This window comes from Mesorhizobium sp. M0778, assembly GCF_040320105.1.
In the GTDB taxonomy this organism is placed as follows: domain Bacteria; phylum Pseudomonadota; class Alphaproteobacteria; order Rhizobiales; family Rhizobiaceae; genus Mesorhizobium.
This window is the reverse complement of record NZ_JAMYPA010000029.1, coordinates 1-23,638: the sequence shown is the minus strand read 5'-3', so window position 1 is coordinate 23,638 and position 23,638 is coordinate 1. Positions and strand designations below refer to the sequence as shown.

Here is a 23,638-nt window from a genome sequence, read left to right as displayed (position 1 = left end):
CCTGCCCGCACTGGACCGGTAGAGCGATCGAATGACATTACGGCAGGACATTCACAGTTCCGGCATTCCCGTTCTTTGCCTGTCTTGCGAGGCACGGCACCGCGGTGTCTGTGGTGCGCTCGAACCAGACCATTTGGCTCAGCTCGCCAAGACGTCGTCGCGGCACAATATCGAGCCGGGGGTCGAACTGATCGGCGACGCCGAGGCGGTCGACTGTTATTCAAACCTGCTTTCAGGCGTGGTGAAGCTCACGAAGAGCCTTTCGGACGGCCGCCAGCAGATCGTCGGTCTCCAGTTCGCGCCGGATTTTCTGGGACGGCCCTTCAAGATGAAAAGCGCGATCAATGCGGAAGCGGCAACAGCTGTCTCGCTATGCTCGTTTCCGAGAGCGGCCATCGAACGGATGATGAAGGAATCACCGGAATTTGTGTATCGCCTGCTCAAGCAGGCGCTGAACGAACTCGACGAGGCACGCGAATGGATGGTGACTCTGGGGCGCAAGACCGCACCGGAGAAGGTGGCGAGCTTTCTCCTCATGATCGCCCGGAACATCGGTTCCAGTGTTGACCCGGCGGCTAGGTCGGCGTGCTTCGAGCTGCCGATGACGCGTGCCGACATCTCTGATTTCCTTGGAATTACAAACGAGACCGTGAGCCGTCAGCTGACCAGCCTGAGAATGGACGGCGTGATTCGGATCGAGAACAACCGCCGTGTCACCGTGGACAGCATGAGCCGGCTGGAACGGCGCTGCGGCGGCCGAGGCGCAACCGCCGTTTGAATGACACCGAAGCTGCATGGCCTACGTCACTTACTTCGTTCGGGGCAGGGCATGCTCGCGTTGGGCGTTAGAAGAAGTCGCATAGCGACAGCCCGCTCTCCATCCGATCGCATGAGCCAGGTGCGTTTCGGCCAACTCGTCGGAGAAGCATCCATCCTCGCGGTGCTCGACGTGCAACCGGCTGTTCCAGGCAGGATCGCACTCGGCCGAAGTCAATACGCCTCATACGCAGGGGAAAATCGCCGTCTCCCCGAACCATGAATGTCACGAAGGCAGCGTAACGCTGGCGCTGGCTGTCCCAAGGCATTGAAACGATCGACGTTCGGCAAGGCATCGGCCTACTTTCCAGCGTCACAGAAGCCGCGCTTCCCACACGCCCGCGATCGCCTCCATACCCGGCCCGACCGGGGACGCCGGGCCTGTCCATAAGGGCGGCGGCCGGTGCTGCGCTTCCACATTCGATCGCCCCAGTCTGATCGCACCGAACTCGATGCTGCTCGAAGCAAAATCGTGCGGCTCTGACATGGATCAGGGCGAGCAGGCCACGGCTGCGCAATAAGGCACTGCGGTTTGGCGCCCGCCGGAATAGGAAATCGGGGCTTGCGATGAAATTCGGCACAGAGATCGTCCTTCTAAGCCTGTTTGCGTTTGCGGCCCTGGTGGCTGCCGGCTTCGGCGTAGATGAACCTTTTCGCCGGCATATGTGGGTTTTGTTCTTCGCCGTGGCTGGCTTCACTGCGATTCTGTTGCGCAACACGGAGTTCAAGCCGGCAGTTCCGATCGACCCCGCCGCTTACATGGATGGGCCGATCCGCTTCGGTGCCGTCGCCACCGTATTCTGGGGCGTCGTCGGCATGCTGGTCGGCGTGGTCATCGCCCTGCAGCTCGCCTACCCGGATCTCAACATCCAGCCCTGGTTCAATTTCGGCCGTTTGCGGCCATTGCATACGTCGGGCGTCGTCTTCGCCTTCGGCGGCAATGCGCTGCTCTGCACGTCCCTGTATGTCGTCCAGCGCACCTGCCGCGCTCGGCTGTTCGGCGGCGATCTCGGCTGGTTCGTGTTCTGGGGCTATCAGCTGTTCATCGTCATGGCGGCAACCGGCTACCTGCTCGGCATCACCGAGAGCCGCGAATACGCCGAGCCCGAATGGTATGTGGACCTGTGGCTGACCATTGTCTGGGTCGCCTATCTCATCCTGTTCCTCGGCACGATCCTAAAGCGCAAGGAACCGCACATCTATGTCGCCAACTGGTTCTACCTTGCCTTCATCGTGACCATTGCGATGCTGCATGTGATCAACAACCTGTCGATGCCGGTCTCCTTCCTGGGCTCCAAGAGCTATTCAGCCTTCTCCGGCGTACAGGACGCCCTGACGCAATGGTGGTACGGCCACAATGCCGTCGGCTTCTTCCTCACCGCCGGCTTCCTCGGGATGATGTATTATTTCGTGCCCAAGCAGGCCAACCGACCGGTCTATTCCTACCGGCTGTCGATCATCCACTTCTGGGCTTTGATCTTTCTCTACATCTGGGCCGGTCCGCACCACCTCCACTACACCGCCCTGCCGGACTGGGCCCAGACGCTCGGCATGGTGTTCTCGATCATGCTGTGGATGCCGTCATGGGGCGGCATGATAAACGGCCTGATGACGCTCTCGGGCGCCTGGGACAAGCTGCGCACCGACCCGATCATCCGTATGATGGTCATGGCCATCGCCTTCTACGGGATGTCGACTTTCGAAGGCCCGATGATGTCAATCAAGGCCGTCAACTCGCTCTCGCACTACACCGACTGGACCATCGGTCACGTCCATTCGGGCGCGCTCGGATGGGTTGGCATGATCTCGTTCGGCGCGATTTATTTCATGGTCCCGAAGTTATGGAACCGCGACCGGCTTTATTCGCTGCGGCTCGTCAACTGGCACTTCTGGCTGGCGACGCTTGGGATCGTCGTTTACGCCGCGGTGATGTGGGTCTCCGGCGTCATGCAGGGCCTGATGTGGCGCGAATACAACGAGCAGGGCTTCCTGGTCTACTCCTTCGCCGAAACCGTCGCCGCCATGCATCCCTACTACATCATGCGTGCCATCGGCGGCGCGATGTATCTGTCGGGCGCCCTCATCATGGCCTGGAACATCGCCATGACCATCCTCGGCTACCGGCGCGAGGAGGATCCGATGCCGCGCTCCATCCCCGCCCTCCAGCCTGTGCGATCAGGAGCCAGAAAATGGGCCTGATGGACAGACACGCGGTCATCGAGAAGAACGCCACACTTCTTCTCCTCGGGTCCCTGCTGGTCGTAACAATCGGCGGTATCGTCGAGATCGCGCCGCTCTTCTATCTCGACAACACCATCGAGAAGGTGGAAGGCATGCGGCCCTATTCGCCGCTCGAGCTCGCCGGGCGCAACATCTATGTGCGTGAGGGCTGTTACCTCTGCCACAGCCAGATGATAAGGCCGTTCCGCGACGAGGTCGAGCGCTACGGCCACTATAGCCTGGCGGCCGAGTCGATGTACGACCACCCGTTCCAGTGGGGCTCGAAGCGCACCGGGCCGGATCTCGCCCGGGTCGGCGACCGCTACTCGAACGGATGGCACGTCCAGCATCTCACCGAGCCGCGTTCGGTGGTGCCGGAATCGATCATGCCGAGCTACGCGTTCCTGAAGGACATGCCGATCGAGGTGAAGGATTTCTCGACGCATCTGATCGCCAACAGCCGTGTCGGTGTGCCCTATTCAGACGACATGATCGCTCATGCCAATGCCGATCTCATGGCGCAGGCCGATGCGAATGCCGACACATCGGGCCTGGAGAGACGCTATCCGAAAGCCAAGGTTGGGGACTTCGACGGCGATCCGCAGCAGGTCACCGAAATGGATGCGCTGGTCGCCTATTTGCAGATGCTCGGCACGCTGGTCGATTTCAGGACCTATGACGAAGCCGCCGGTTACCGCTGAGGAGAATGGCGATGACCTACAATTTCATGCGGGAGTTTGCCGACAGCTGGGGCCTGCTTGCCATGGCGCTTTTCTTCCTCGGATGCGTTGCCTTTGCACTTCGTCCCGGCAGCCGCAGGCAAGCCGAGAGAGCCGCTCACATTCCTCTCAAGGACGACTGATCATGGGCAGCGAGCATATCGACGAGGTTTCGGGTATCTCGACGACCGGCCATGAGTGGGACGGCATCAAGGAACTCAACAACCCGCTTCCCCGCTGGTGGGTCATCACCTTCTACATCACCATTGCCTGGGCGATCGGCTACACCGTCGTCTATCCGGCATGGCCGATGCTGACTTCCGCGACCAGGGGTGTGCTGGGGTATTCGAGCCGCAGAGACGTCAAGAATGAACTGGCCGCGGCCGAAGTGGCCAAGGGTAAATTTGTCGCTGCCATTCAGGCGAAGACCGTCTCCGAGATTACTGCCGACGATACGCTACGCGAATTCGCCGTCGCCGCAGGTGGCGCCGCGTTCAAGGTCAATTGCGTGCAGTGCCATGGCTCGGGCGCTCAAGGGTCCAAGGGTTTTCCCAACCTAAACGACGACGATTGGCTGTGGGGTGGCAACGCCGAACAGATCCAGCAGACGATTGCGCACGGCATCCGCTTCGCATCAGACCCGGATACGCGCCTGTCGGAAATGCCTGCTTTTGGCGACATCATCACGACGGATCAGATCAAGCAGGTCGGCGCCTATGTCGCAAGCCTCTCCGATCCTGTTCAGGACACAAGCCTGATCGAACTCGGCGCCAATGTTTTCGCCGAGAATTGTGCGGCCTGTCATGGTGAGAATGCAAAGGGCAACAGGGAGCTCGGCGCACCCGACCTGACCGACGCGATCTGGCTATACGGGTCTGGCGAAACAGCCATCGCCGCGCAGGTCCGCGCGCCGAAGCACGGCGTCATGCCGGCCTGGATCGGGCGTCTCGGCGAGATCAAGGCCAAGGAACTCGCGGTCTATGTCCATTCGCTTGGTGGCGGAGAATAGGTACGCAGCCTATTCTCGTCCTCCCCCCACCGCCAAGCGACGAGGCCCGGCGCGAGCCGGGCCTCGGCATCATCCAGAAACCGATGGGTCGGGCTTCCGGCGAAATCGTCGCTGGTGACTGGAGCTTCTCGTGCTCGATAACACGCAAATAGAACGGCTCGAAGCCGATGCGGTCAACTCCGCCAAGACCCGCGAGCCGCTCTATGCCGCACGCAAGAAGATCTTCCCGAACCGGGCCTCTGGCAGTTTCCGCCGCTTCAAGTGGTCGGTGATGGCAATCACGCTGGGGATCTACTACCTGACACCCTGGCTGCGGTGGGATCGCGGGCCATTTGCCCCGGACCAGGCCGTGCTGGTCGATCTTGCCAACCGCCGCTTCTATTTCTTCTTCATCGAGATCTGGCCGCAGGAATTCTTTTATGTGGCCGGCCTGCTGGTCATGGCCGGTATCGGCCTTTTCCTGATCACATCCACCGTCGGCCGGGCCTGGTGCGGCTATACGTGCCCGCAGACCGTGTGGGTCGATCTGTTTCTGGTCGTCGAGCGAGCCATCGAGGGCGACCGCAACGCGCGCATGAAGCTCGATGCCGGGCCCTGGACGGCGCGCAAACTCGTGCTGCGAACATCGAAACACGCCATTTGGCTGGTCATAGGCGCGGCGAGCGGCGGCGCCTGGATCTTCTATTTCGCCGATGCGCCGACCTTGCTCATCGAACTCTTCACCGGCACGGCAGCGCCTGTCGCCTACATCACCGTCGCTGTGCTCACAGCGACGACCTATACGTTCGGCGGGCTGATGCGCGAGCAGGTCTGCACCTATATGTGCCCGTGGCCGCGCATCCAGGCGGCCATGCTCGACGAAAGGTCGCTCACCGTCACCTATAATGACTGGCGCGGCGAACCGCGCTCGCGCCACGCCAAGAGGGTCCTTGCCGCCGGGCAGCCCGTCGGTGACTGCGTCGACTGCAATGCCTGTGTCGCGGTGTGCCCGATGGGGATCGACATTCGTGATGGCCAGCAGCTTGAATGCATCACCTGCGCGCTCTGCATCGATACCTGTGATGGTATCATGGACAAGATCGGCAGGGAGCGCGGACTGATTTCCTATGCGACGCTGGCCGACTACAACGCCAACATGATGCTGGCGACCCCGGGCGGCTCCGGTTCAGTCAACCCGTCAGTGGTCAGGAGCGCTGACGGCCTGTTCTCCGACAAGGTGGCCCGTTTCCATATCCGCAAGATCTTTCGCCCGCGCACCTTCATCTACATGAGCGCCTGGTCGGCGGTCGGTCTCGCGCTGCTCTATTCGCTGCTGACCCGCGAACGGCTCGAATTGAATGTCCTGCATGATCGCAACCCGCAGTCCGTGACGCTGTCGGACGGTTCGATCCGCAACGGCTACACCGTCAAGTTGCTCAACATGATCCCCGAACCAAGAACGATCATCGTCACGATGCAGGGCCTGCATGGAGCCGAAATGAGCGTTGTTGGCATCGACCTGCCGGCGGATCGCTCCTTTGCCATCCCGGTCGAACCCGACCGGCTGAAGATGCTCAAGGTTTTCGTGCGTCAGCCGGCAGATCAGGTTCGGGGTGCAGCGCAAAGCTTCAAGTTCCGGGTCGAAAATAAGGCAACGTTCGAGTCGGACGAATACACGGCCACTTTCAACGCACCGGAGATCGCCAGATGACCGACACCTCGCGACAATCTCGCGAATTCACCGGCAGGCATATGCTGTTCACCATCCTTGGCTTCTTCGGCGTGGTCATAGCGGTCAATCTGACGATGGCGACGCTCGCCAACACGAGCTGGACCGGCCTTGTCGTCGAAAACACCTATGTGGCGAGCCAGCAATTCAACAAAAAGGCCCAGCAAGGGCGAGCTCAGGCAGCCCTCGGCTGGACTGGCAAACTCACCATCGCAGGCGGTGAGGTCCGCTACAGCCTCACCGATGCTGGCGGCAAGACGGTTGCCGTGCATGGCGTCAAGGTGCTGTTTCGTCATCCCGCCTACGAGGCCGAGGACAAATCCGTCACTCTTGCCGCTGCCTCCGGTCAGATATTCGCCGCGCACCACATCCCCAAGGATGGCGTCTGGATCGTCGAAATCGACGCCGATGCGAGCCTTGCGGAACGCTATCGCGACGTTCGCCGGATCGTGATTTCCCGCGGGGCGCTGCAATGAGCTGCTGCGCGCCAGGCGCCGAAATGGCATTGGACCTGGAAAAGGTCACACTGGTCCTGCCTTCTGGCCAGGAAATCAGACTGGCGAGCCGCTCGATTGGCGAAAATCTTCGCCAGACCGACCTTTCGGTGTCGGCTGTGCATTGTGCCGCCTGCATCCAGACGATCGAGACGGCGATCGGGAAGCTGGATCGCGTCGAAGGCGCTCGTGTCAATCTTTCGACGAAACGTGTTTCGGTCCGGTGGCGCGGCGACGAGGTTCCGCCATTCGTCGCCACACTTGGACGGCTGGGCTATGGCGCGCACCTGTTCGATCCCGAGGCTGACGGGAAGGACAGGACGCTCTCGGAACTGATCCGCGCCGTCGCGGTCGCCGGCTTTGCGGCGGGCAACATCATGCTGCTATCAGTCTCTGTCTGGTCCGGCGCGCAAGGCGCGACCCGCGACCTGTTCCATTGGGTCTCGGCCTTGATTGCCATTCCTGCGCTCGCTTTCGCCGGCGGCATCTATTTTCGCTCGGCCTGGAATGCGCTGCGCCACAGCCGCATGAACATGGACGTGCCGATCGCGGTCGGGGTATCGCTCGCTTACGCCATGAGCCTCTACGAGACGATCAACCATGGCGACCATGCTTATTTCGACGCGTCGGTGTCGCTGCTGTTCTTTCTGCTGATCGGCCGCACGCTGGATCACGTGATGCGGGAACGGGCGCGGACGGCCGTGAACGGACTGGCTCGGCTGGCGGCGCGCGGCGCCATGGTGCTGCGCGAGGATGGTTCGCGCGACTACTTGCCGGTTGGCGAGATCGAACCAGGAATGGAGCTCTTGATTGCGGCTGGCGAGAGGGTGCCCATCGACGGCAGGATCATTGGCGGGGCATCGGATCTCGACTGTTCCCTGGTTTCCGGGGAAAGCACGCCCAGAACGGTGGGCCCGGGGGCGCAGGTCCAGGCCGGTACACTCAATCTCACCGGTCCGCTGACCATCGAGGCGACGGCCGCCGCGAAGGATTCCTTCCTGGCCGAAATGGTTCGGCTGATGGAAGCGGCAGAGGGCGGCCGCGCCCGCCATCGCAGGATCGCCGATCGCGTCTCCGCGTTCTACGCCCCGGTGGTCCACCTCACCGCCTTTGTGACGTTCCTCGGCTGGATGGCGGCGACCGGCGACTGGCACCGGGCAATAACAATCGCGATCGCCGTTTTGATCATCACATGCCCGTGCGCGCTCGGTCTCGCCGTGCCGATCGTGCAGGTGGTCGCTGCGCGGCGGCTGTTTGAAAGCGGCGTCATGGTCAGGGACGGCTCCGCCATGGAGCGCCTGGCCGGGATCGACACGGCATTGTTCGACAAAACCGGCACGCTTACGCTCGGACTGGCTAGGCTGATCAATCCGCCGTCCATCGATCCGACGATGCTCGCCATGGCGGCCGAGATGGCAGCGCATTCCCGCCATCCCTTTTCGAAGGCAATCGCTGGCAACGCAGCCTTTGCCGGCCAGGCGAAACTCGCGTCCGTCAGCGAGCATCCGGGCTTCGGCATCGAAGCCATCGCCGAGGGCACTACCTGGCGGCTGGGTCGCCGCGGATGGGCTGAGTGGAAAGCCCGGACCGGCGGCGAAGGCAAACAAGGCTATGGCGCAACCGTTCTGACGAAGGATGGGGTCATTGTGGCGACTTTCGATTTCGAGGATGAGCTACGTGCCGATGCCAAGGCGGCTATCGAGCAACTGAACGGCGCCGGCGTGTCGGTGGAGATGCTGTCGGGCGACACAGAAGCTGCCTGCGGCGAGGTCGCGGAAGCACTGGGCGTCGAGCGCTTCGTTCCCGCGTTGCTTCCCTCCGGAAAGGTCGAACAGATTGAAGCATTGACCCGAACTGGCCACAAGGTTCTGATGGTCGGCGATGGGCTCAACGACACGCCTGCATTGGGCGCCGCACACGTTTCGATCGCTCCGGCCACGGCGGCGGATATCGGGCGCAACGCCGCGGATTTCGTGTTCCTGCGTAAAAGTCTTCTGGCGGTCCCACTTGCTTTAGACATTTCGCGGAAGACTGGACGGCTGATCCGGCAGAACATCGCCATAGCGATCGTTTACAATGGCATCGCCGTGCCGGTCGCCATTCTGGGGCACGTTACGCCCCTGATCGCGGCGGTCGCGATGTCCGCCTCGTCCCTCCTGGTCATCGGCAATGCGCTACGCCTGCAAGGTTTCGTGTCAAATGCATCGGTGCAAGATGCCCGACATGACAGGCGCTCCGACATTGGCGCACTGGCACAATCCTGATGACGACGCTCGCCTACCTCGTACCTGTGGCCCTGTTCCTCGGGGCGCTTGGGCTGGCCGGGTTCCTGTGGGCCTTGAGGAGCGGCCAATATGAAGATCTCGATGGCGCCGCCGAGCGGATCCTGATCGACCGCGACGAGCCACGCACTTGACCCAGCCTGCCCTGCGAGGACTCGCTCGAATATTTTCCCCGGTTGCTTCGCCTCATGCCGATTTCGGCGCGCGACGGGTGCGAACGGATCAGCCAGAATACGTTGCCGAACTTTCGGCCAGGAAAGTGCTGCGTTGTGCCGCTTCGCGCATTGCTATTTTTCCATACGTTTCCATATTATTCAATAAGTTAGCGGGCATCTCTCCATTGGCCTCCACAGGTCTACGCGGGGCGATATTAGGCGAATATTAGACGAGTCGCGGGGGAAGTGATGCTAAGAACGCTTGAAGAGTCGCCGGTCACGACTAAGGCCGCGCGTGCGAAATTGGCCTCCGGAACTCATTGGCGATCAATCGACCCGACCGTGCACCTGGGCTACCGCGTCGCGCCGCAGAAGACTGGTCGAGGCAAAACGTATCGAGGCCGTCTCAAAGGCCGCTGGCGACCCTGTAACCGTCCGCAGTGTCACCGAGGCTTACATACTAGAACGCGAGAAGGTTGAGCGCGCTCGCGGCGCTCGCCTTGATGCCGGCAATCGTATGCTAACGCACATTCTGTCCGACGCCGCTATTGCTCACAAAGAATTGCATTGCTTGACGGAAGCCGACCTGCAGGATTGGCGCGGCCGTTTGCCTGCCAATTTCGCCCGAGCAACCGTGCTCCGCGTTAACAACGACTTCAAAGCTGCCCTGAATGCGGGCGTCAGCAAGCACGCACGGCGGCTTCAATCCTTGAATGCCTCTCACGTCGGCGTCGTCGTCAAGAACGGCTTGGCTGCGACGGATGCGGTTTCCCCCGTTGCCCGAGATAAGATCATACGCACGGCGGACCCGCACGCCTCCGGTAGGCTCTGGCTGTCCGGCACAATTCATCTATCGGGCGACGAGCCGCGCATAGAGAGTGTCGCGAGCACGCGCCTGCACTGACTCCTTAGCATTCGGGGATTCTAGACCTCCGTTTGTATATCGCGAACTAAAAGTCAGTATCGTTTGCATATCGCAAACAACATGGGAAGATATCTTCCGCCATCACCCGATAAAACGTGGACAGCGCGTTTTGTACTTGATTTGCGAATGGATTTGTCGAAGTGTGAGTGAGCCGGCGAGTGATGGAAACACTCGCCGGCTCTAACCACAACCGAAGAGGACGCTTCGATATGGCTGTCACCCAAAATATAGAATTGCCCGAATTCAGCAAGTTGATCTTGGCCGCAGCCAGGCCCCCTTACGACGCCGATTGGTTCGACAAGATCTTGGTCTTGACCGGCTTTAGCACCGGCGGAACCTATCGGGCCAGAAACGGCATTTGTGTCGGGCCGCTCCGTCCGTTCCGAGACGAAAGCGACGGCGCCCACACCGACGCGGCGGGGCGTTCCGCATGGTTCATGGCCGAGGGTATAGGCGCCTATGACCGATACGGCTGCATTCTGTCCGGCGTCACGGGCGCCAGCCCGCTTGATTGCGTCTCGACCTGGGATTGCGGCTTTCTCTTAGAAGCAGCTTGAGCCAGCGGGGCTTAGAAATGTCCGGCGTTGACCCCATCCGCGATCTTCGCATCGCCGTGACCGGAGCACGCCGGGCGTTGGCGATATGCGAGAAGGCTATCGCCAGCGTCGAAGAGAAAACCGAGGCGCTGGCCTTGTCTATCGGCGAAAGCAACGAGGCTCGCGCCGTGGCATTCGCAGCCACCGGCGAGGTGCTTCTAACCGCCGATGACGTCGCCGGTGTTCTGCGCGTCAGCAAAGCCACGCTCGCCCGCTGGCGGGTCCTCGGAACCGGCCCCGGCTACGTCAAGAAACAGGGCCGGATTCTCTACCGCGCCGAGACCATTGAAAAATTCGTGACCTCCAAAGAGCGCATCAAAACGCGCGACGATGATCCTGCGCGACGATGAAAGCCAGCTAGGTTCACGGCCCACATTCGCCCAGCGATGGGCCAGGTTTCCGACGCATGGTGCTCTTCGAAATAGGAGAGCATAGATCAATGGCACTGACTCCAAATCGCGGCTACGAACTGCCCATCAAGACGGACCTGAAAACGTCCTTTGACAAGATCACGGCGGCCTTCGGCGCCATCGATACCGATGTCGCTGCGGCGTTCACCGCGCTGGCGTTGCGGGCAACCCTCGCGAGCCCGGCTTTCACCGGCGAACCCTCGGCGCCAACGCAAGACCCCGGCGACAACAGCGCGCGGCTTGCCACCACGGCCTTTGTGGCAGCGGCGGTACTGTCGTTTTCGCCGTCCATCGTGAACGCTGACAGCATCGTCGGAACCATTCATGACGCCCGGCTTTCCTTTCAGGTGGCGGCGTTCATGCGCACGCTGCTTACCAACAATTCTGCCGGCGCCGCGCGGACAACGCTCGACGTCTTCTCCAAGGCCGAAGTCAACGCCGCGATTGCAGCCCTGGTCGCGGCGGCGCCCGGTACATTGGACACGCTGAACGAGCTTGCCGCCGCGCTCGGCGACGACCCGAACTTCGCCACAACAATCATGGCCCTACTCGGCGGGAAGGCGACCAAGGCGGACGGCACGCAAGCGCTGGCGCGAGCCGGCATCGAAGCGGTGCAACGGACCTGGCGCGCCACCGACTTGAAGGATGCGGCCATAGCCGCCGGTGGCGGCGCCGCAGATGCGGTGCTTGAAGACAGGAAGCTTTCGGGTGTCGCTGGCGGCAGCTTTGTTAAAGAAGTATTCCGAACACGAGCCTTGAACACAAAGGCCTATGACCCCGCTGGCATCATCACTTTGGCCGGCAACGAGTTCACGCCGTCCGTAAATTGCCGGGTGCGGTGGCGCGCGCCTGCATGGGGCGTCGTTCGCCATATCACCAGGCTTTTCAATGTCACTGACGGTGTCGTCGTCGCTTCGGGCTCAAGCGCCGTGGCCGATACCAGCCCTCACCAACAAACCGATTCGGTCGGATGGGGGACAATTGTCGCCGGAAAGGCCTACCGCATCGAGCATTGGTGCGCGACCACCAGCAACACGGAGGGATTTGGCGTAGCCACCGCCTCCGGCGAGTCCGAACTCTATACCAGCGTCGAATTTTGGCGGACGGGGTGAGGTAAGAGGGCCTACTACTATCCGGAAATTCAAACCGTCTTCGCTGCGTGGCGCGCCAGCACCGTTGTTACCAATCGGACGCCATAGGTTGCCGCCGAGTGGCGAACAACCAAGAACTGTAGCAGCAGAACAGCGCAATAGATAAGCGACACCCTCAGGGACTGCACCATGAAAACCGCTGCGGTCCCAAAGCCGAAAAGAAACAGGAACGAAACAGCGGCGTAGTCGCGAGTAAACAGAAACTCCCTGTGAGCATGAAGGATTGCGGTCTCTGACTCGACATCTTTGTAAAACCGATACCACAGGCGATTTTCGTCACCCGGTGTTCGGGGGAAAGTATCTCCCAAAGAGTCTTCCAGTCGAGACATATCGATGCGGGGATCTGTCGGCCCGTGCCTACTAAAGGCTCGATGTCCCGGCAATGCAAAGTGCCATCGAAGAAACACCAAGCGGGCTTTCGCCGCGGCGTTCAGAAGGCCGTTTGCGATTGATGTAACAATGAGAGCTAGCCCGACGGGAAGAAGGTTCGCGGCCCCCACCAGCAGGCCCTTGATGCCGGAAACCGCAAGAGCGTCAGACTGTGCCACCCCATAAAACAAAGCAAAATTCGCGGCAATCGTAAGCCAAAGCTGCCAGCGGGTCTGATCTTTCAACGAGCGCGGCGGTCCATCTGTGCTCACGTATATTCCTCGACCTCTGTGTAGAAAGGCAGACTTTCCGCAACGTCATATCCAGCACGTGCCGGGAAACCTCCCCAATGAACCTTGCCGACGCCTTGAGTTGCAATGATATGGCCGCCACGGCGCTTAAATGCGTTTAACACGATCCGGCGGGGATGTTTTTCGTCGTCCTTAGGTGCAGAAACAAAGGCACTGAAACGTGATGCAGAAACCTCCGCCTGAATTTCTCCTAAAAGACGCGTAAGAATCGTAGGGCCGACGTTGCGTCGACTGCCGTGATGGGGGATTTGCACAAAGCTAAACCTTTGAAGTGGAAGGCCCACGCTCTCCGCATAAATGGCCGCCCATCGCAATCCATTTACCCCTGTGTCCCCCGTGAGAAGCACACGGGCGTCGTTCTCAAAAGAGCCATACAGTACCACGCTCGATTCATTGCTGGCGCTGGTGATTCCCCCGTCTTGCAAACGCTCGTTGTCCCAACTCTCCGGCGTCCAACCATGCAGCGCGGCCTTTGCTGCTTCCAAGATCTTGCGCGCGAGTGACTCCTTGCCTAGCCACATCTGTGCCGCCTCAATCGCGGCCTGGTCCGGATCGGGCGTCTTTTCGAATTGCGGCAAAAGATAACTGTACGCAACGCGGCTGGGCGAGCATACGCGGAAAGGGCCGATGTCCGTGCCTTGGAATGGAAAGAAAATATTGGAGCCAGCTTCCAAAGCTAAGTCGTAGATTTCGCTGATCGTCCCGTATTCGGCCTTTACAGCGGCCTTCAACCCCTCGGCAGTCCATCGTTTATCCGAAAAAAGGTGACGGGACTCCTCGGCGAGGAGCCAAGGGATATGCATCCAGAGATTTCGCACAGGAATCTCGCTCAAAACCGTGCGCAGCCCCGAAGCATGGTCCGCATCGGAATGCGTCAACACCACATGCTCCAGAACAGGAAATGGCCCAAACTGCTTCTTGAGGTGCGCGACGATGTTGTCTCCGGTTTCGGCATGGCCACCGTCGACCAACATCAAATGATAATCGGCAGCGTCGCCGTAACGCACTACAATGGCGTCACCGGCCTTGGAGCCGGAGCCGACCGGCAGAAATTCAACCTCACAATGCATCTGGCCCCCCAAGCATTCATATAGGAGCCAATTTGGACGTTCGCCTATCTGATTCCATCAATCTCCATGTCAATCCACCGTTTTCCACAGGGCAGATATTAGACGGATATTAGACGAGTTTGCGGGAAATGCAGCTAAGTGCTTGATTTTGCTGGTACGCCCAAGGGGAATCGAACCCCTGTTACCGCCTTGAAAGGGCCGCACCGAAGGGGAAGCCCGCCATTCCATGATGACCTGACCAGACCATGGCGTGGCGATCGACCAGTCGACCGTGAACCCGCGGTTGCCGCGTTTATCGAGCCTGGTTGATCCAGATCAGGGTTATCTCTTCGTCGGCATGGTTTATTGAGCATTTTTGAACGGAGAACGGATGTCTAACGGACGGTTAGGTCGCGTGGAGACGCTTGGGGAGATGAGCCGCAAACCGTGGATCGATTGCGATGCGTTCCAGTGCCCTTCGTCGCAGGTAGCCGACGCTATGGCGGCACGCTGATGGCCGGCTCTGTCGATAGATTCGACGTCATTGTCGTCGGAGCCGGGCCGGTCGGACTTTCCTTCGCCGCATCGCTTGCCCAGAGCCGACTCAAGGTGGCAGTGGTTGAACGGCAGTCGCTCGAAAGCCTGGCGAATCCGGCTTTCGACGGTCGCGAGATCGCGCTGACCCACGCATCGGTTGGAATCCTTCGCGAGCTCGGCGCCTGGGATGCCATCCCCGCTTCGGACAAATCACCGCTACAAGGCGCGCGCGTGCTCAACGGATCGAGCCCTTTCGCCCTGAGCTTCGATTCTCCCAGCGGATCTGGGGAACCACTCGGAATTCTGGTCCCAAATTGTCGGATCCGCGACGCCCTGTTCAAGCTTGTCCACTTCCAGGATCATGCCCAGCTGCTGTGCGGCCGCTCGGTCGTCAATGCAACAACCAGCCACAAAGAAGCAGTCATAACGCTCTCTGATGGCAGGCAATTGGCCGCTCGGCTGCTCGTTGCAGCGGATTCGCGTTTGTCCGCGACGCGCGACCTGCTCGGCATTGGCGCCGACATCAATCGGCTTGGCAACTCCATGCTGATTTGCCGGGTGAGGCACGAGCGCGCCCATCACCAGATCGCGGTCGAATGGTTCGATCACCATCAGACGATAGCGATGTTGCCGCTCATGGAAGGCGTGTCGTCGCTGCTTCTCACTTTGCGCTCAAGCGAGGCCGACAGACTGCTTGCTCTCGACGACGATTTGTTCCTCACGGAATCGACGAGCCGGTGTCGAGGACGCCTCGGAGAGATGACCTTGGCAAGCACCCGCCATGCCTATCCGCTGGTCACGACCTTGGCGCACAAGTTCTGGGCTCCGAGTGCGGCACTGATCGGCGATGCTGCCCTCGGCATGCACCCGGTGACCGCGCATGGCTTCAACATCGGCCTCAGTGGCCAGAAGCAACTCGCCGACAGAATGCTGGCGGCATGTCGCGAGCGCCGCGACATTGCTGATCCCGACATACTCGGCAGATACGAAAGCCGGCTGCGTCTGTCGGCGGCACCGCTCTATCATGCTACGAATGCGCTTGTCGCTCTCTACTCAGGCGAGCACCCGGCGGCACGGCTTGCAAGACATGCAGGGCTTCGCTTTGCCCAATATCTTCCCTTTATCCGCCATGGCATTTCGGCCATGCTCAGGCGGTGAATCGCAGGCAGCGCTGCCGCTCTGGAACGCTATCTCGGCCCGGCTTCCTTTTGTCTCGCCGGGCGCGTTGATGCCGTTGGCAGGGCTGATTCCATGGTGACGTTGCCGATCCTGGGATGATTCGGATCAAGGCACGCGTGCGGGCAAGAGCTCGATGGTCAGACGGCAAGGCCAAGAGCAGACGTGCGCCCCGAAGACATGGTGAGCGCACTGGTTACCCCCGCTGGATAGTTAACCCGTCCTTCAGTGGGCCTGCGTAAGCTTGTCCTCGCGAACAACGATGGGAGCAAGCTGGTCCGTCCATGGCCCCGAAGAAAGTAGACACGCTGGAGGCCAAAATCCGTCAGGATCAGCTTGCTGACCTGAGGACCGGCCTCTTCGTGTCGATGCCGATAAGCGGTATCCTGTCAGGCCTGATTTGGGCGGTGCACGCCCTTTCTGGCAGCGGCTTTGCCGCTGCAATCTGGTTCCTGGTCGTCAATGCGATAAATGCCGCCCGCCTTGCACTCGCGCGTTATCAGCTAAAGGAAACGGGGCGCCATGACGGTTTAGTGGGGGTTTTGCCGCGGCTTCGCTGGTTTGGCATCCTTGCTCTTCTGGCAGGGTTTGCCTGGTCCTTCCTGGCCGTCCTGACTGTTGGATACACGACACCTCAAGCACCGCTGCATCTGGTCATTCTGGCGGGCATTTCCGCTGGTGCGGTTACATACGGCAGTTCGTATGCCGCGGCGGCGACCAACTTCATCACACCTCCGCTCCTCATCACGGTGGCTTGCCTTTTGGCGAAAGGCAATTTTGAAGACTACATTCTGGCTTTTACCGTTCTGCTCTTCATGGGCGGCTTGGTTCGAGCTTCGTTTGTTGGGCAAGCACGGTTCCGCGAAGCGAGCCGCCTGAGGCATGAGGCCGAGCGGCTTGCGGCGGAGATGAAGGCCAGTTCCAGGCAGGACCACCTGACGGCCCTTCTCAACAGGCGTGGCCTCGAAGACGCAATAGGACGTTTCGAGACCGCGGATGGCCCCTTCGTGGCAATGCTGGTTGATCTGGACGGGTTCAAATCCGTCAACGATACCTACGGTCACAGGACCGGTGATGAACTGCTTGTCAGGATCGCCCGCCGCATAGAGGAGGAAGCACCGGAAGGCTCAACGCTCGCTCGTATCGGCGGCGATGAATTCGTGCTGTTTTTTCCCTCAACGAGGGTTTCGCTTTCTGCCAGTGATCTCGCCTCCAATATCATAGCCAAAATTGCCCGCCCCTATATCGAGGTCGCGTCCGTCCGGGTCGGGGCATCAATAGGAATATATCTGGCGGAAAGCCCGGGCCTGACCGAAATGTTGTTGCGGGCGGATATCGCCCTTTATACGGCCAAGCGTCGTGGCAGGAACGAATTTTGCCTGTTCGATGCCGAACTCGACAGGGAACTGCAACGCCGCCAGTCCGTCGAACGGGACCTTCATTCGGCGATAAAGACGAGAAGCTTGCAACCTTGGTTCCAGCCGATCGTGAAACTCGACACCGAGGCCGTGGTCGGCTTTGAAGCCTTGCTGAGGTGGTCCCATCCGACTCATGGTGCCATCTCTCCACCCGAAATCATCACAGCTGCACGCGAAACCGGAATGCTTCAGCTGCTAACGCAAACCGTATTCGCCGACTGTTGTGCTTTTATCGACGGCTTGGTGAAAGCTGACTGTCGTGATCTCCGTGTGGCGATGAATGTTTCACCGCGCGAACTGGAAGCCGGCGATATCGACGACATGGTTCTGGATGGTCTGGCGGCAAGAGGTCTCCCTGCAACGATGTTCGAGATCGAGATTACCGAAGAATCCCCGGTTGACCCGGACAGAGTGGATGAAAAGCTCGGACGGCTTTCACATGCCGGCATTTCCATCGCGCTCGATGACTTCGGCACCGGCTTTTCTACGTTGGCATCGCTCAAGGACAGTCGGATACGCAAGGTCAAAATAGACCAGGGCTTCATTCGCGGCTTGGCCAAGTCCCGAGAGGACCGACTGCTTGTCAAATCGGTCATCGATCTCGGTAACATGCTCGGGATCGAGGTCATGGCCGAGGGCGTCGAAACAGAGGCGGATCGGCAAACCCTGCACAAGCTTGGCTGCCGAACCGCTCAAGGCTTCCTGTTCTCCAAGGCTGTGCCTCTGAGCCAAGCACTGGAAATGGCAGTCAAACAGCACGCGAACCAGTTGTGACCGCTCCCGCCGCGCCGTCTCTCGCGGCCGTGCGCTCATGAGTGACGGGTATCTGAACTTCCTTGTTTGAAGAGCATGACAATCCGTGCTGTGCGTCAGCCGGCGAACAGTTCCTTGTAGCCGGTCGTCACCATCCAGTTCGCCCGGTCGATATGGCTGCGAAGAGCCTTGCGGGCGCGGACCGGTTCAAGGGCCGGGTCGATGCCGAGAATGAGATCGGCCATCTCCTCTTCGCTGGCATTGTCGGCGCAGGCATCCAGGATCCGCAGGTAGATCGTGAAATGCTCCCTGTCGTAGCTCGTGAGGTTCTCCGACCAGGGGACTTCGTCGCACAGAGTTGAGTTTCGAGTCTCATCTGTTCCCATTGATCGATTCATGCCTGCGAACCTCGCCTGTTGAGCGCCCGCAGCATATCCCAAAATGGGATAATCCGAAACCGGGATTAGTCGCTGATCCGGTCTTTACCCGACCGGTTCGCCTACATGCCCAAGTCTCTTCGATCGCCCCGCCACCAGCGGTTTCTGGCCCAGCTGGTTTCCCTGCGCAAGGCCAAAGGCCTGACTCAGGCGCAGGTGGCCGAGAAGCTTGATCGTCCCCAATCCTTCGTGGCCAAGTACGAGGGTGGAGAGCGTCGTCTCGACGTCATCGAGTTTCTCGACTTAACTGCGGCGCTTGACGCTGATCCGTGCGAGATTCTGTCCAGCCTGCGGTCCTAGCGGGCGCCCGCGCGCCTAACGGCTCGCGCCGGTGCCGTGAACCGAGCGCGCTTTTCTTCGGCAAGCTGCCATTCCGCTGCGGGTGGGTCTTTACCAGGCCATGCCGATATTAGGATCATAATCCTATTAATACGCCAAAGTACGGGCGATTCGATAGGGTTTTTGGGCGTGACAGGCCGGATTTTGCAGACAAGTGGAAAATGCGGAAAATGCCTATTTGGAACTGGAAAATTATGCGCTTGCGCATATTCATAAGTGCAGGGTGGATTCTTTCGCCCGGATGCGACTTCCCCGGTGGCTCAGGGAAGAAGGCACCGTAGAGGGGTGCGCCATCCAGCGACGCCCGGTGGGGCGGGATGTAAGCGTTTTTGCGGGCCGACTCACCCCCTCCATCGCGCTGGAGACGCAGTGCGACTGGTTTGGTTCTGACAAGAGTCTCGGCCGAAAAACCGATTCATCTCAGGGCGTTCTGGGGATAAGGCATGAACGGTGGAAAACCGGCGAAATTCCGACGAAAAGCGCTTCCACGAGACGCTGAAGCGGATGCTCAAGCCCCACGCTTCGGTAGTGAAGTCGGTGGATAACCCAAAACAAGTGCGGCTGGCTAAGGAATCCTGATTCGCCTATAGTCCCAAAACATGCTTCATTCGCGCAAATGGCGCGGGGGAGCTGTTATGGATCACTACATGAACTTATTGAAACTCCGTATGGGTAGGTACCCTACGGTGGATATAGACGTTCCAGTCGGCGTCCTTTTTGAAGCGTGCAATTATTACTATCAAAAGGATGATGCCATCGCGCGGATTGCCGGAAGCACCATCAATACGGGATCTGATGATTCGAATGCGATTTACATTTCAGATTTGAAAGACGAGGCGGACTCGTTCTCAATCCTTTTGGTCCGGGGTGACCCCGGCCGCGCAATGCCAAGTTTCGTGAATCCCATGAAACGCAAGGTCACTACTATCAAATCGAACGAACCTGGGGACGTCCCGGGGGCATCCTCGCACCTTGTTATATCAAAGCAAGAGATTGCGGCAGGGCCAGATCAAGGTCGGTATCGGACTGCAATGGAGAGAACGCGCGGGATAGGAAGGGCGCTGGCGCGAGACTTTCTCACATCCCTAATGGCGCGTTTCTCTGAAGAATTTCCCGAACGATTCATCGCTGAAAAGAAGCGTCGCTCCAAAAAGGAGAAGGCCGAAACCGTCCAGTATCGGCCCACCGTTCGTTTCAATCCGCACGAAAATGCGTCTCTAAAAAAGGATCTTGAAACGGGTCGTATTGGCGGATTCCAGCTTGTCCGGGGAACAGCAGCCTTCCAAGGCGAGGCTAACGAGCCCAAGATAGAGAGAATGGATGTCCAGCTTCGAGCTGTCATTGCTCCTACCGGGGATGTCAATCGCGTTTCGAAATTGATCCAACACGTCAGAAATGCGCTCGATGCTATATCGTTTGAAGATTTCAAGCTTCAATTAGTAGATGAAGGCGGCGATCCGATGGGAAGCACACAGGTGCTAAGTGTGGACAATCTGGGGGATGGTGATATGCGGTATTGTAAGACCGTCACCATCAATGGACTCGATGATGGCGTTGAGGAATGCTACCCGAAATTCCATAAGCCGATTCTTGCGTTTGGAAAGAAAGCAATCCACACAGAAAAAAATTGGCAATAGCCATGTGGTGGATAAAGGAATTATTTTCATCGGCGCGATTTCTAATCATTCAAGGCGATAATACATTTTGGGAGTCGAAGAGAATTTATGAAGTTTTTCTTCCTCTGGTGTTCACCAGTGGCATCTTCGTCCTTTATTTGATTTTTCCAATGGCGTTTTCGGGCAAGTTTTTATCAAAATTGTCGGGGAGCATATTTCAGTTCATGGTTTTTGTCGTCCCTTTCCACTTGGCGGCGTTGGGAGCGTTTGCAACATTCGAACGCGCTGGATTGGATTCAAGCCTCGAAGGGGCAAATGCTGTAGTAAGGGTGTGGAGCAATAAGGATAACAATTACTTTCTGAAGACGCTAACTCTGAGGCAATACGCTAGCTTGCTATTTGGCTACCTATGCACTATTGGTGTGCTATTTATTGTGTTTTACATTATCGCTGATAACGTGAACTTCGTCTACGTTGCTGGGAATTGTTACGAGTATCTCTATAAGACTGCGTTGTGTGGCGTTTTGTTCTTTATCACTCACTATGCATTCCTAAGTGTTTATTCTATTACGTTTCTTTTCGATAAAATAAACAAAATCAGCTCCTAGCCTTTCGGCGCTTCCAGCCCAGCTTTCTAGCCTTCTGCTTAAGCGCGTCGCCAGAAGCCATTTGTTCAAGGCGATCTTGCAGTTGTACAGGCCGGGGCGGTGCGTCTTGCCTTCCATCTTGGTGGTGCGGTCGGGATTGGCATTGCCGCAATGAGGACAGTTCGAACCATGCGGCCAACGCTGCGCTTCCAGATGGATGCGGGCGGCGTCGGCGTCTTGGAAGATTGGGGAGTCGAGTTTCATGGACAGCAAGTTGACCTTTTGCTGTCTCTAGCTGTGAGCGGTGTTCTGGTCAGCAATCAAGGCCGACTCAAAGCGAACGAAGCGCGGTGTCACATATGGGCCGGGATCGCCAAGTTGTATCTTAATGGCCTGTTTGCGCTGGCGGTCTGCCTTGGCTTGAACTTCCTCGATGATCTGACGTTCGATATAATTAGGATCATAATCCTAGGTGGGGCGATTCCTCAACGGAGATCGCAAATGGCTAGGACGAAACTGTCCAAGCAGCTTTCACAGGCTGAAATCGAGCGCTTTCTCGCGGAGGCGGAACGGCTGCACCAGAGCATCGTCCAGCCGCTTCTATCACCTACCAGCAACCATTACCGGGCTCTCCAACGCACCCATCAAGCGCTGTTGAAGACGGTGAAGGATATCACCGGTAAGGATGCGCCGTTCATTCGATGGTTCGGAACAGGACCGGTGAATTAGACCAGACTTATAGACTCCAGGCTGCAAACGTCGCATTCTCTCTTCGGGGAGAAGGGGCGTGGGCAACCATCGCTATCAAGACAATCGGTACAACCGTCGCAGGTATGGCGAGCGCCATCGTTCGAAGGACGTTCCGTTGTGGGCAAAGATCGTTGCTGGTGGAACAATCCTGGCTGGCTTTCTTGCCTTCGAAATCGGCCCTGCCGCTCTCGGCTGCAACATCAAAGCCAATATCAGCTACAACACGGGCGAGCGAATCTATCATGTTCCCGGACAGGAATATTACTGGGAGACGCGCATCAACCTGTTGAAAGGCGAGCGCTGGTTTTGTTCGGAGGAAGCCGCGCGCAAGGCTGGGTGGCGGAAGTCTCGGGTCTGAGCGTCCGTGGTAAATGCTTGCGAAAATGCTGCATCGCACATGTTTTCGGTGCAGCATTCATTTGAAGTATTTATCGCGATTCGTTCGAAAAATCTGTCCAGCCTGCCGTCCTGGCGGGCGCCCGCGCGCCTGACGACGCGCACCAGGTGCTCGTGAACCGAGCCCGCTTTTCTTCGGCAAGCTCAGGCGGTCTCGGCCATTCGGCTTCGCCCCTTGGCGTGGGCAGCCCTTCGGGCTGTGACGGCCGCCGCCCTTGCGGGCGGCGCGGTTTGTTTGTTGGCCTTTCCCGGTGGCGCGGGGTGGGCGGCACTCCCTTCTAGGCCCGCCGCGGCAGCCCGCAACCCTTCGCGTGCCGCTCAGGGTCCTCCTCCTCGTTCCGGTCCTTCGGATGCGGTCCGCCTCCCACGGCGGGCCTTTCCGGTCGCGACTCGCCGCCCACCCCGCTTCCGGGGAAAGGCGCGGCGATTGGCGAGCGAAGGATGAGACGATGCATTCAAACAGCAAGCGTTCCGCCAGCGGAGAGGCTGGCGCAGGCAAGGGCGGGCGCCCCGGCGCCAGCCTTTATCAGGAGATCACGGACCGCATCATTGCCGAGCTGGAGCGCGGCACCGTGCCATGGGTCAAGCCATGGGGCAGCGCAAAGGCAGGCCTTGGCCTGCCGAGGAATGCATCCTCTGGGCGCACCTATTCCGGAATCAATATCCTCATCCTGTGGGGCGCGGTCATCGAGCGCAGCTATCCCAGCCAGAACTGGCTCACCTTCCGGCAGGCGCTCGTCCTTGGCGGCAATGTCAGGAAGGGCGAGCGCGGCACGACCATCGTGCATGCCGACCGCTTTGTCCCCAAGGACGAGAAGGAGCGCGCACGCCACGAGGGCGATGAACCACAGGCCGTGCCTTTTTTGAAGCGCTTCACCGTCTTCAATGTCGCGCAGTGCGATAATCTTCCGGAAGACCTCTATGCCGCCGCCGAGCCGCTGCCTCAGTGCGAGATCGTGCCGCACGCCGAGACGCTCATTCGCGCCAGCGGTGCGGATTTCAGGGTCGGCGGCGATCGCGCTTTCTACATGCTGGGCAGCGACCACATTCAGGTGCCGCCGCAGCCGGCGTTTCATCACCAGATCGACTATTACCGGACCTGCTTTCACGAGCTTGGCCACTGGACCGGCCACCCAACGCGGCTTGCTCGCGACCTCTCCGGCTCGTTCGGCTCCAAGGCTTACGCGCGTGAAGAATTGGTCGCCGAAATCACTACCGCCTTCGTCTGCAGCAATCTCGGTATCGAGCCGACCGTGCGTCATGCCGATTACATCGGCTCATGGCTCGAGTTATGCTCACCTCATCATAACTTCAGTTATCCGCAGCAGCCCATAATGCGAAGGAACGTGACCAGATTGGCTGAAGCCCGGGGTTTCTGGCCACATTCCTCCGCATTATTTCAGAGCGTGTCGAGC

The 23,638-nt window shown here is 59.3% G+C and carries 23 protein-coding genes, 1 tRNA gene and 1 pseudogene; 20 read left to right on the top strand and 5 right to left on the bottom strand.

Features of this window, described 5'->3' with window-relative positions:
• The first annotated feature begins 31 nt into the window (after nucleotides 1-31).
• From NKI22_RS28055 to NKI22_RS27995, 13 genes are all read left to right on the top strand, one after another.
• On the top strand, nucleotides 32-778 hold the full coding sequence (locus NKI22_RS28055) for a Crp/Fnr family transcriptional regulator (RefSeq protein WP_352959255.1): 747 nt from the start codon (nucleotides 32-34) through the stop codon (nucleotides 776-778).
• A gap of 605 nt (nucleotides 779-1,383) precedes the next feature.
• Complete coding sequence (gene ccoN / locus NKI22_RS28050; protein ID WP_352541542.1) at nucleotides 1,384-3,015, top strand: cytochrome-c oxidase, cbb3-type subunit I; 1,632 nt, start codon at nucleotides 1,384-1,386, stop codon at nucleotides 3,013-3,015.
• Nucleotides 3,006-3,737: a cytochrome-c oxidase, cbb3-type subunit II gene (gene ccoO / locus NKI22_RS28045; protein WP_352493086.1), complete on the top strand. Its 732-nt coding sequence runs from the start codon at nucleotides 3,006-3,008 to the stop codon at nucleotides 3,735-3,737. The genes ccoN and ccoO overlap by 10 nt, the downstream gene beginning before the upstream one ends.
• An 11-nt stretch (nucleotides 3,738-3,748) precedes the next feature.
• Nucleotides 3,749-3,898: a cbb3-type cytochrome c oxidase subunit 3 gene (locus NKI22_RS28040; RefSeq protein ID WP_023679629.1), complete on the top strand. Its 150-nt coding sequence runs from the start codon at nucleotides 3,749-3,751 to the stop codon at nucleotides 3,896-3,898.
• A gap of 2 nt (nucleotides 3,899-3,900) precedes the next feature.
• Nucleotides 3,901-4,764, top strand: coding sequence for a cytochrome-c oxidase, cbb3-type subunit III (gene ccoP / locus NKI22_RS28035; protein ID WP_352516163.1), 864 nt, complete (start codon nucleotides 3,901-3,903; stop codon nucleotides 4,762-4,764).
• A 130-nt stretch (nucleotides 4,765-4,894) separates the two neighbouring features.
• Nucleotides 4,895-6,454, top strand: coding sequence for a cytochrome c oxidase accessory protein CcoG (gene ccoG / locus NKI22_RS28030; protein WP_352959252.1), 1,560 nt, complete (start codon nucleotides 4,895-4,897; stop codon nucleotides 6,452-6,454).
• On the top strand, nucleotides 6,451-6,948 hold the full coding sequence (locus tag NKI22_RS28025; protein ID WP_352959250.1) for a FixH family protein: 498 nt from the start codon (nucleotides 6,451-6,453) through the stop codon (nucleotides 6,946-6,948). Before ccoG ends, NKI22_RS28025 begins: the two co-directional genes overlap by 4 nt.
• The gene (locus tag NKI22_RS28020) at nucleotides 6,945-9,230 is read left to right on the top strand and encodes a cation-translocating P-type ATPase (RefSeq protein ID WP_352959248.1); all 2,286 of its coding nucleotides are present in this window, start codon (nucleotides 6,945-6,947) and stop codon (nucleotides 9,228-9,230) included. Before NKI22_RS28025 ends, NKI22_RS28020 begins: the two co-directional genes overlap by 4 nt.
• A complete protein-coding gene (gene ccoS, locus NKI22_RS28015; protein ID WP_352595335.1) occupies nucleotides 9,230-9,382 on the top strand; it encodes a cbb3-type cytochrome oxidase assembly protein CcoS in 153 nt (50 codons plus the stop codon). Before NKI22_RS28020 ends, ccoS begins: the two co-directional genes overlap by 1 nt.
• 592 nt (nucleotides 9,383-9,974) lie before the next feature.
• Complete coding sequence (locus NKI22_RS28010) at nucleotides 9,975-10,307, top strand: hypothetical protein (protein WP_352959246.1); 333 nt, start codon at nucleotides 9,975-9,977, stop codon at nucleotides 10,305-10,307.
• A gap of 182 nt (nucleotides 10,308-10,489) precedes the next feature.
• On the top strand, nucleotides 10,490-10,885 hold the full coding sequence (locus NKI22_RS28005; RefSeq protein ID WP_352638446.1) for a hypothetical protein: 396 nt from the start codon (nucleotides 10,490-10,492) through the stop codon (nucleotides 10,883-10,885).
• Between the two features lie 17 nt (nucleotides 10,886-10,902).
• The gene (locus NKI22_RS28000) at nucleotides 10,903-11,274 is read left to right on the top strand and encodes a helix-turn-helix domain-containing protein (protein ID WP_352638448.1); all 372 of its coding nucleotides are present in this window, start codon (nucleotides 10,903-10,905) and stop codon (nucleotides 11,272-11,274) included.
• 89 nt (nucleotides 11,275-11,363) lie between these two features.
• Nucleotides 11,364-12,446, top strand: coding sequence for a hypothetical protein (locus tag NKI22_RS27995; protein WP_352959243.1), 1,083 nt, complete (start codon nucleotides 11,364-11,366; stop codon nucleotides 12,444-12,446).
• Between the two features lie 29 nt (nucleotides 12,447-12,475).
• On the opposite strand, the gene NKI22_RS27990 is transcribed toward NKI22_RS27995, so the two are convergent.
• The 3 genes from NKI22_RS27990 to NKI22_RS27980 all read right to left on the bottom strand — a co-directional run bounded on the left by NKI22_RS27990 (nucleotide 12,476) and on the right by NKI22_RS27980 (nucleotide 14,487).
• Nucleotides 12,476-13,126, bottom strand: coding sequence for a hypothetical protein (locus tag NKI22_RS27990; RefSeq protein ID WP_352959241.1), 651 nt, complete (start codon nucleotides 13,124-13,126; stop codon nucleotides 12,476-12,478).
• Nucleotides 13,123-14,235, bottom strand: a complete 1,113-nt coding sequence (locus NKI22_RS27985) for a ComEC/Rec2 family competence protein (RefSeq protein WP_352638452.1) — start codon at nucleotides 14,233-14,235, stop codon at nucleotides 13,123-13,125. The genes NKI22_RS27990 and NKI22_RS27985 overlap by 4 nt, the downstream gene beginning before the upstream one ends.
• Before the next feature lie 152 nt (nucleotides 14,236-14,387).
• Nucleotides 14,388-14,487 (bottom strand) — tRNA-Glu (locus NKI22_RS27980).
• A 240-nt stretch (nucleotides 14,488-14,727) separates the two neighbouring features.
• On the opposite strand from NKI22_RS27980, the gene ubiM reads away from it, so the two are divergent.
• Nucleotides 14,728-15,909 (top strand): 5-demethoxyubiquinol-8 5-hydroxylase UbiM, encoded by a 1,182-nt coding sequence (gene ubiM, locus NKI22_RS27975; protein ID WP_352707063.1) that lies wholly within the window; start codon nucleotides 14,728-14,730, stop codon nucleotides 15,907-15,909.
• A 302-nt stretch (nucleotides 15,910-16,211) separates the two neighbouring features.
• Entirely contained in the window at nucleotides 16,212-18,119 is a 1,908-nt protein-coding gene (locus NKI22_RS27970; RefSeq protein WP_352938819.1) for a putative bifunctional diguanylate cyclase/phosphodiesterase, read from the top strand.
• Nucleotides 18,120-18,214: 95 nt separating this feature from the next.
• Here the strand turns inward: NKI22_RS27970 and NKI22_RS27965 are convergent, their stop codons facing one another.
• A complete protein-coding gene (locus tag NKI22_RS27965) occupies nucleotides 18,215-18,484 on the bottom strand; it encodes a DNA -binding domain-containing protein (RefSeq protein ID WP_023722036.1) in 270 nt (89 codons plus the stop codon).
• A 117-nt stretch (nucleotides 18,485-18,601) separates the two neighbouring features.
• Between NKI22_RS27965 and NKI22_RS27960 the strand changes: the two genes are divergently transcribed.
• Both NKI22_RS27960 and NKI22_RS27955 read left to right on the top strand, forming a co-directional pair.
• A complete protein-coding gene (locus NKI22_RS27960; RefSeq protein WP_023679646.1) occupies nucleotides 18,602-18,835 on the top strand; it encodes a helix-turn-helix domain-containing protein in 234 nt (77 codons plus the stop codon).
• A gap of 686 nt (nucleotides 18,836-19,521) precedes the next feature.
• The gene (locus tag NKI22_RS27955; RefSeq protein WP_352959239.1) at nucleotides 19,522-20,511 is read left to right on the top strand and encodes a hypothetical protein; all 990 of its coding nucleotides are present in this window, start codon (nucleotides 19,522-19,524) and stop codon (nucleotides 20,509-20,511) included.
• A gap of 626 nt (nucleotides 20,512-21,137) precedes the next feature.
• On the opposite strand, the pseudogene NKI22_RS27950 reads toward NKI22_RS27955, so the two are convergent.
• Nucleotides 21,138-21,341 (bottom strand): annotated as a pseudogene (locus NKI22_RS27950) (transposase family protein); the annotation flags it as partial.
• 237 nt (nucleotides 21,342-21,578) lie between these two features.
• Here NKI22_RS27950 and NKI22_RS27945 point away from each other — a divergent pair.
• The 3 genes from NKI22_RS27945 to NKI22_RS27935 form a co-directional block, all read left to right on the top strand.
• Nucleotides 21,579-21,806, top strand: a complete 228-nt coding sequence (locus NKI22_RS27945) for a hypothetical protein (RefSeq protein ID WP_352959237.1) — start codon at nucleotides 21,579-21,581, stop codon at nucleotides 21,804-21,806.
• Between the two features lie 58 nt (nucleotides 21,807-21,864).
• Nucleotides 21,865-22,185 carry a sunset domain-containing protein gene (locus NKI22_RS27940; protein WP_352468497.1) on the top strand — a complete coding sequence of 107 codons (321 nt, stop codon included), beginning with the start codon at nucleotides 21,865-21,867 and terminating at the stop codon, nucleotides 22,183-22,185.
• Between the two features lie 487 nt (nucleotides 22,186-22,672).
• Nucleotides 22,673-23,638: ArdC family protein (locus NKI22_RS27935; protein WP_352959235.1), on the top strand; the 966-nt coding region annotated here is incomplete at its 3' end.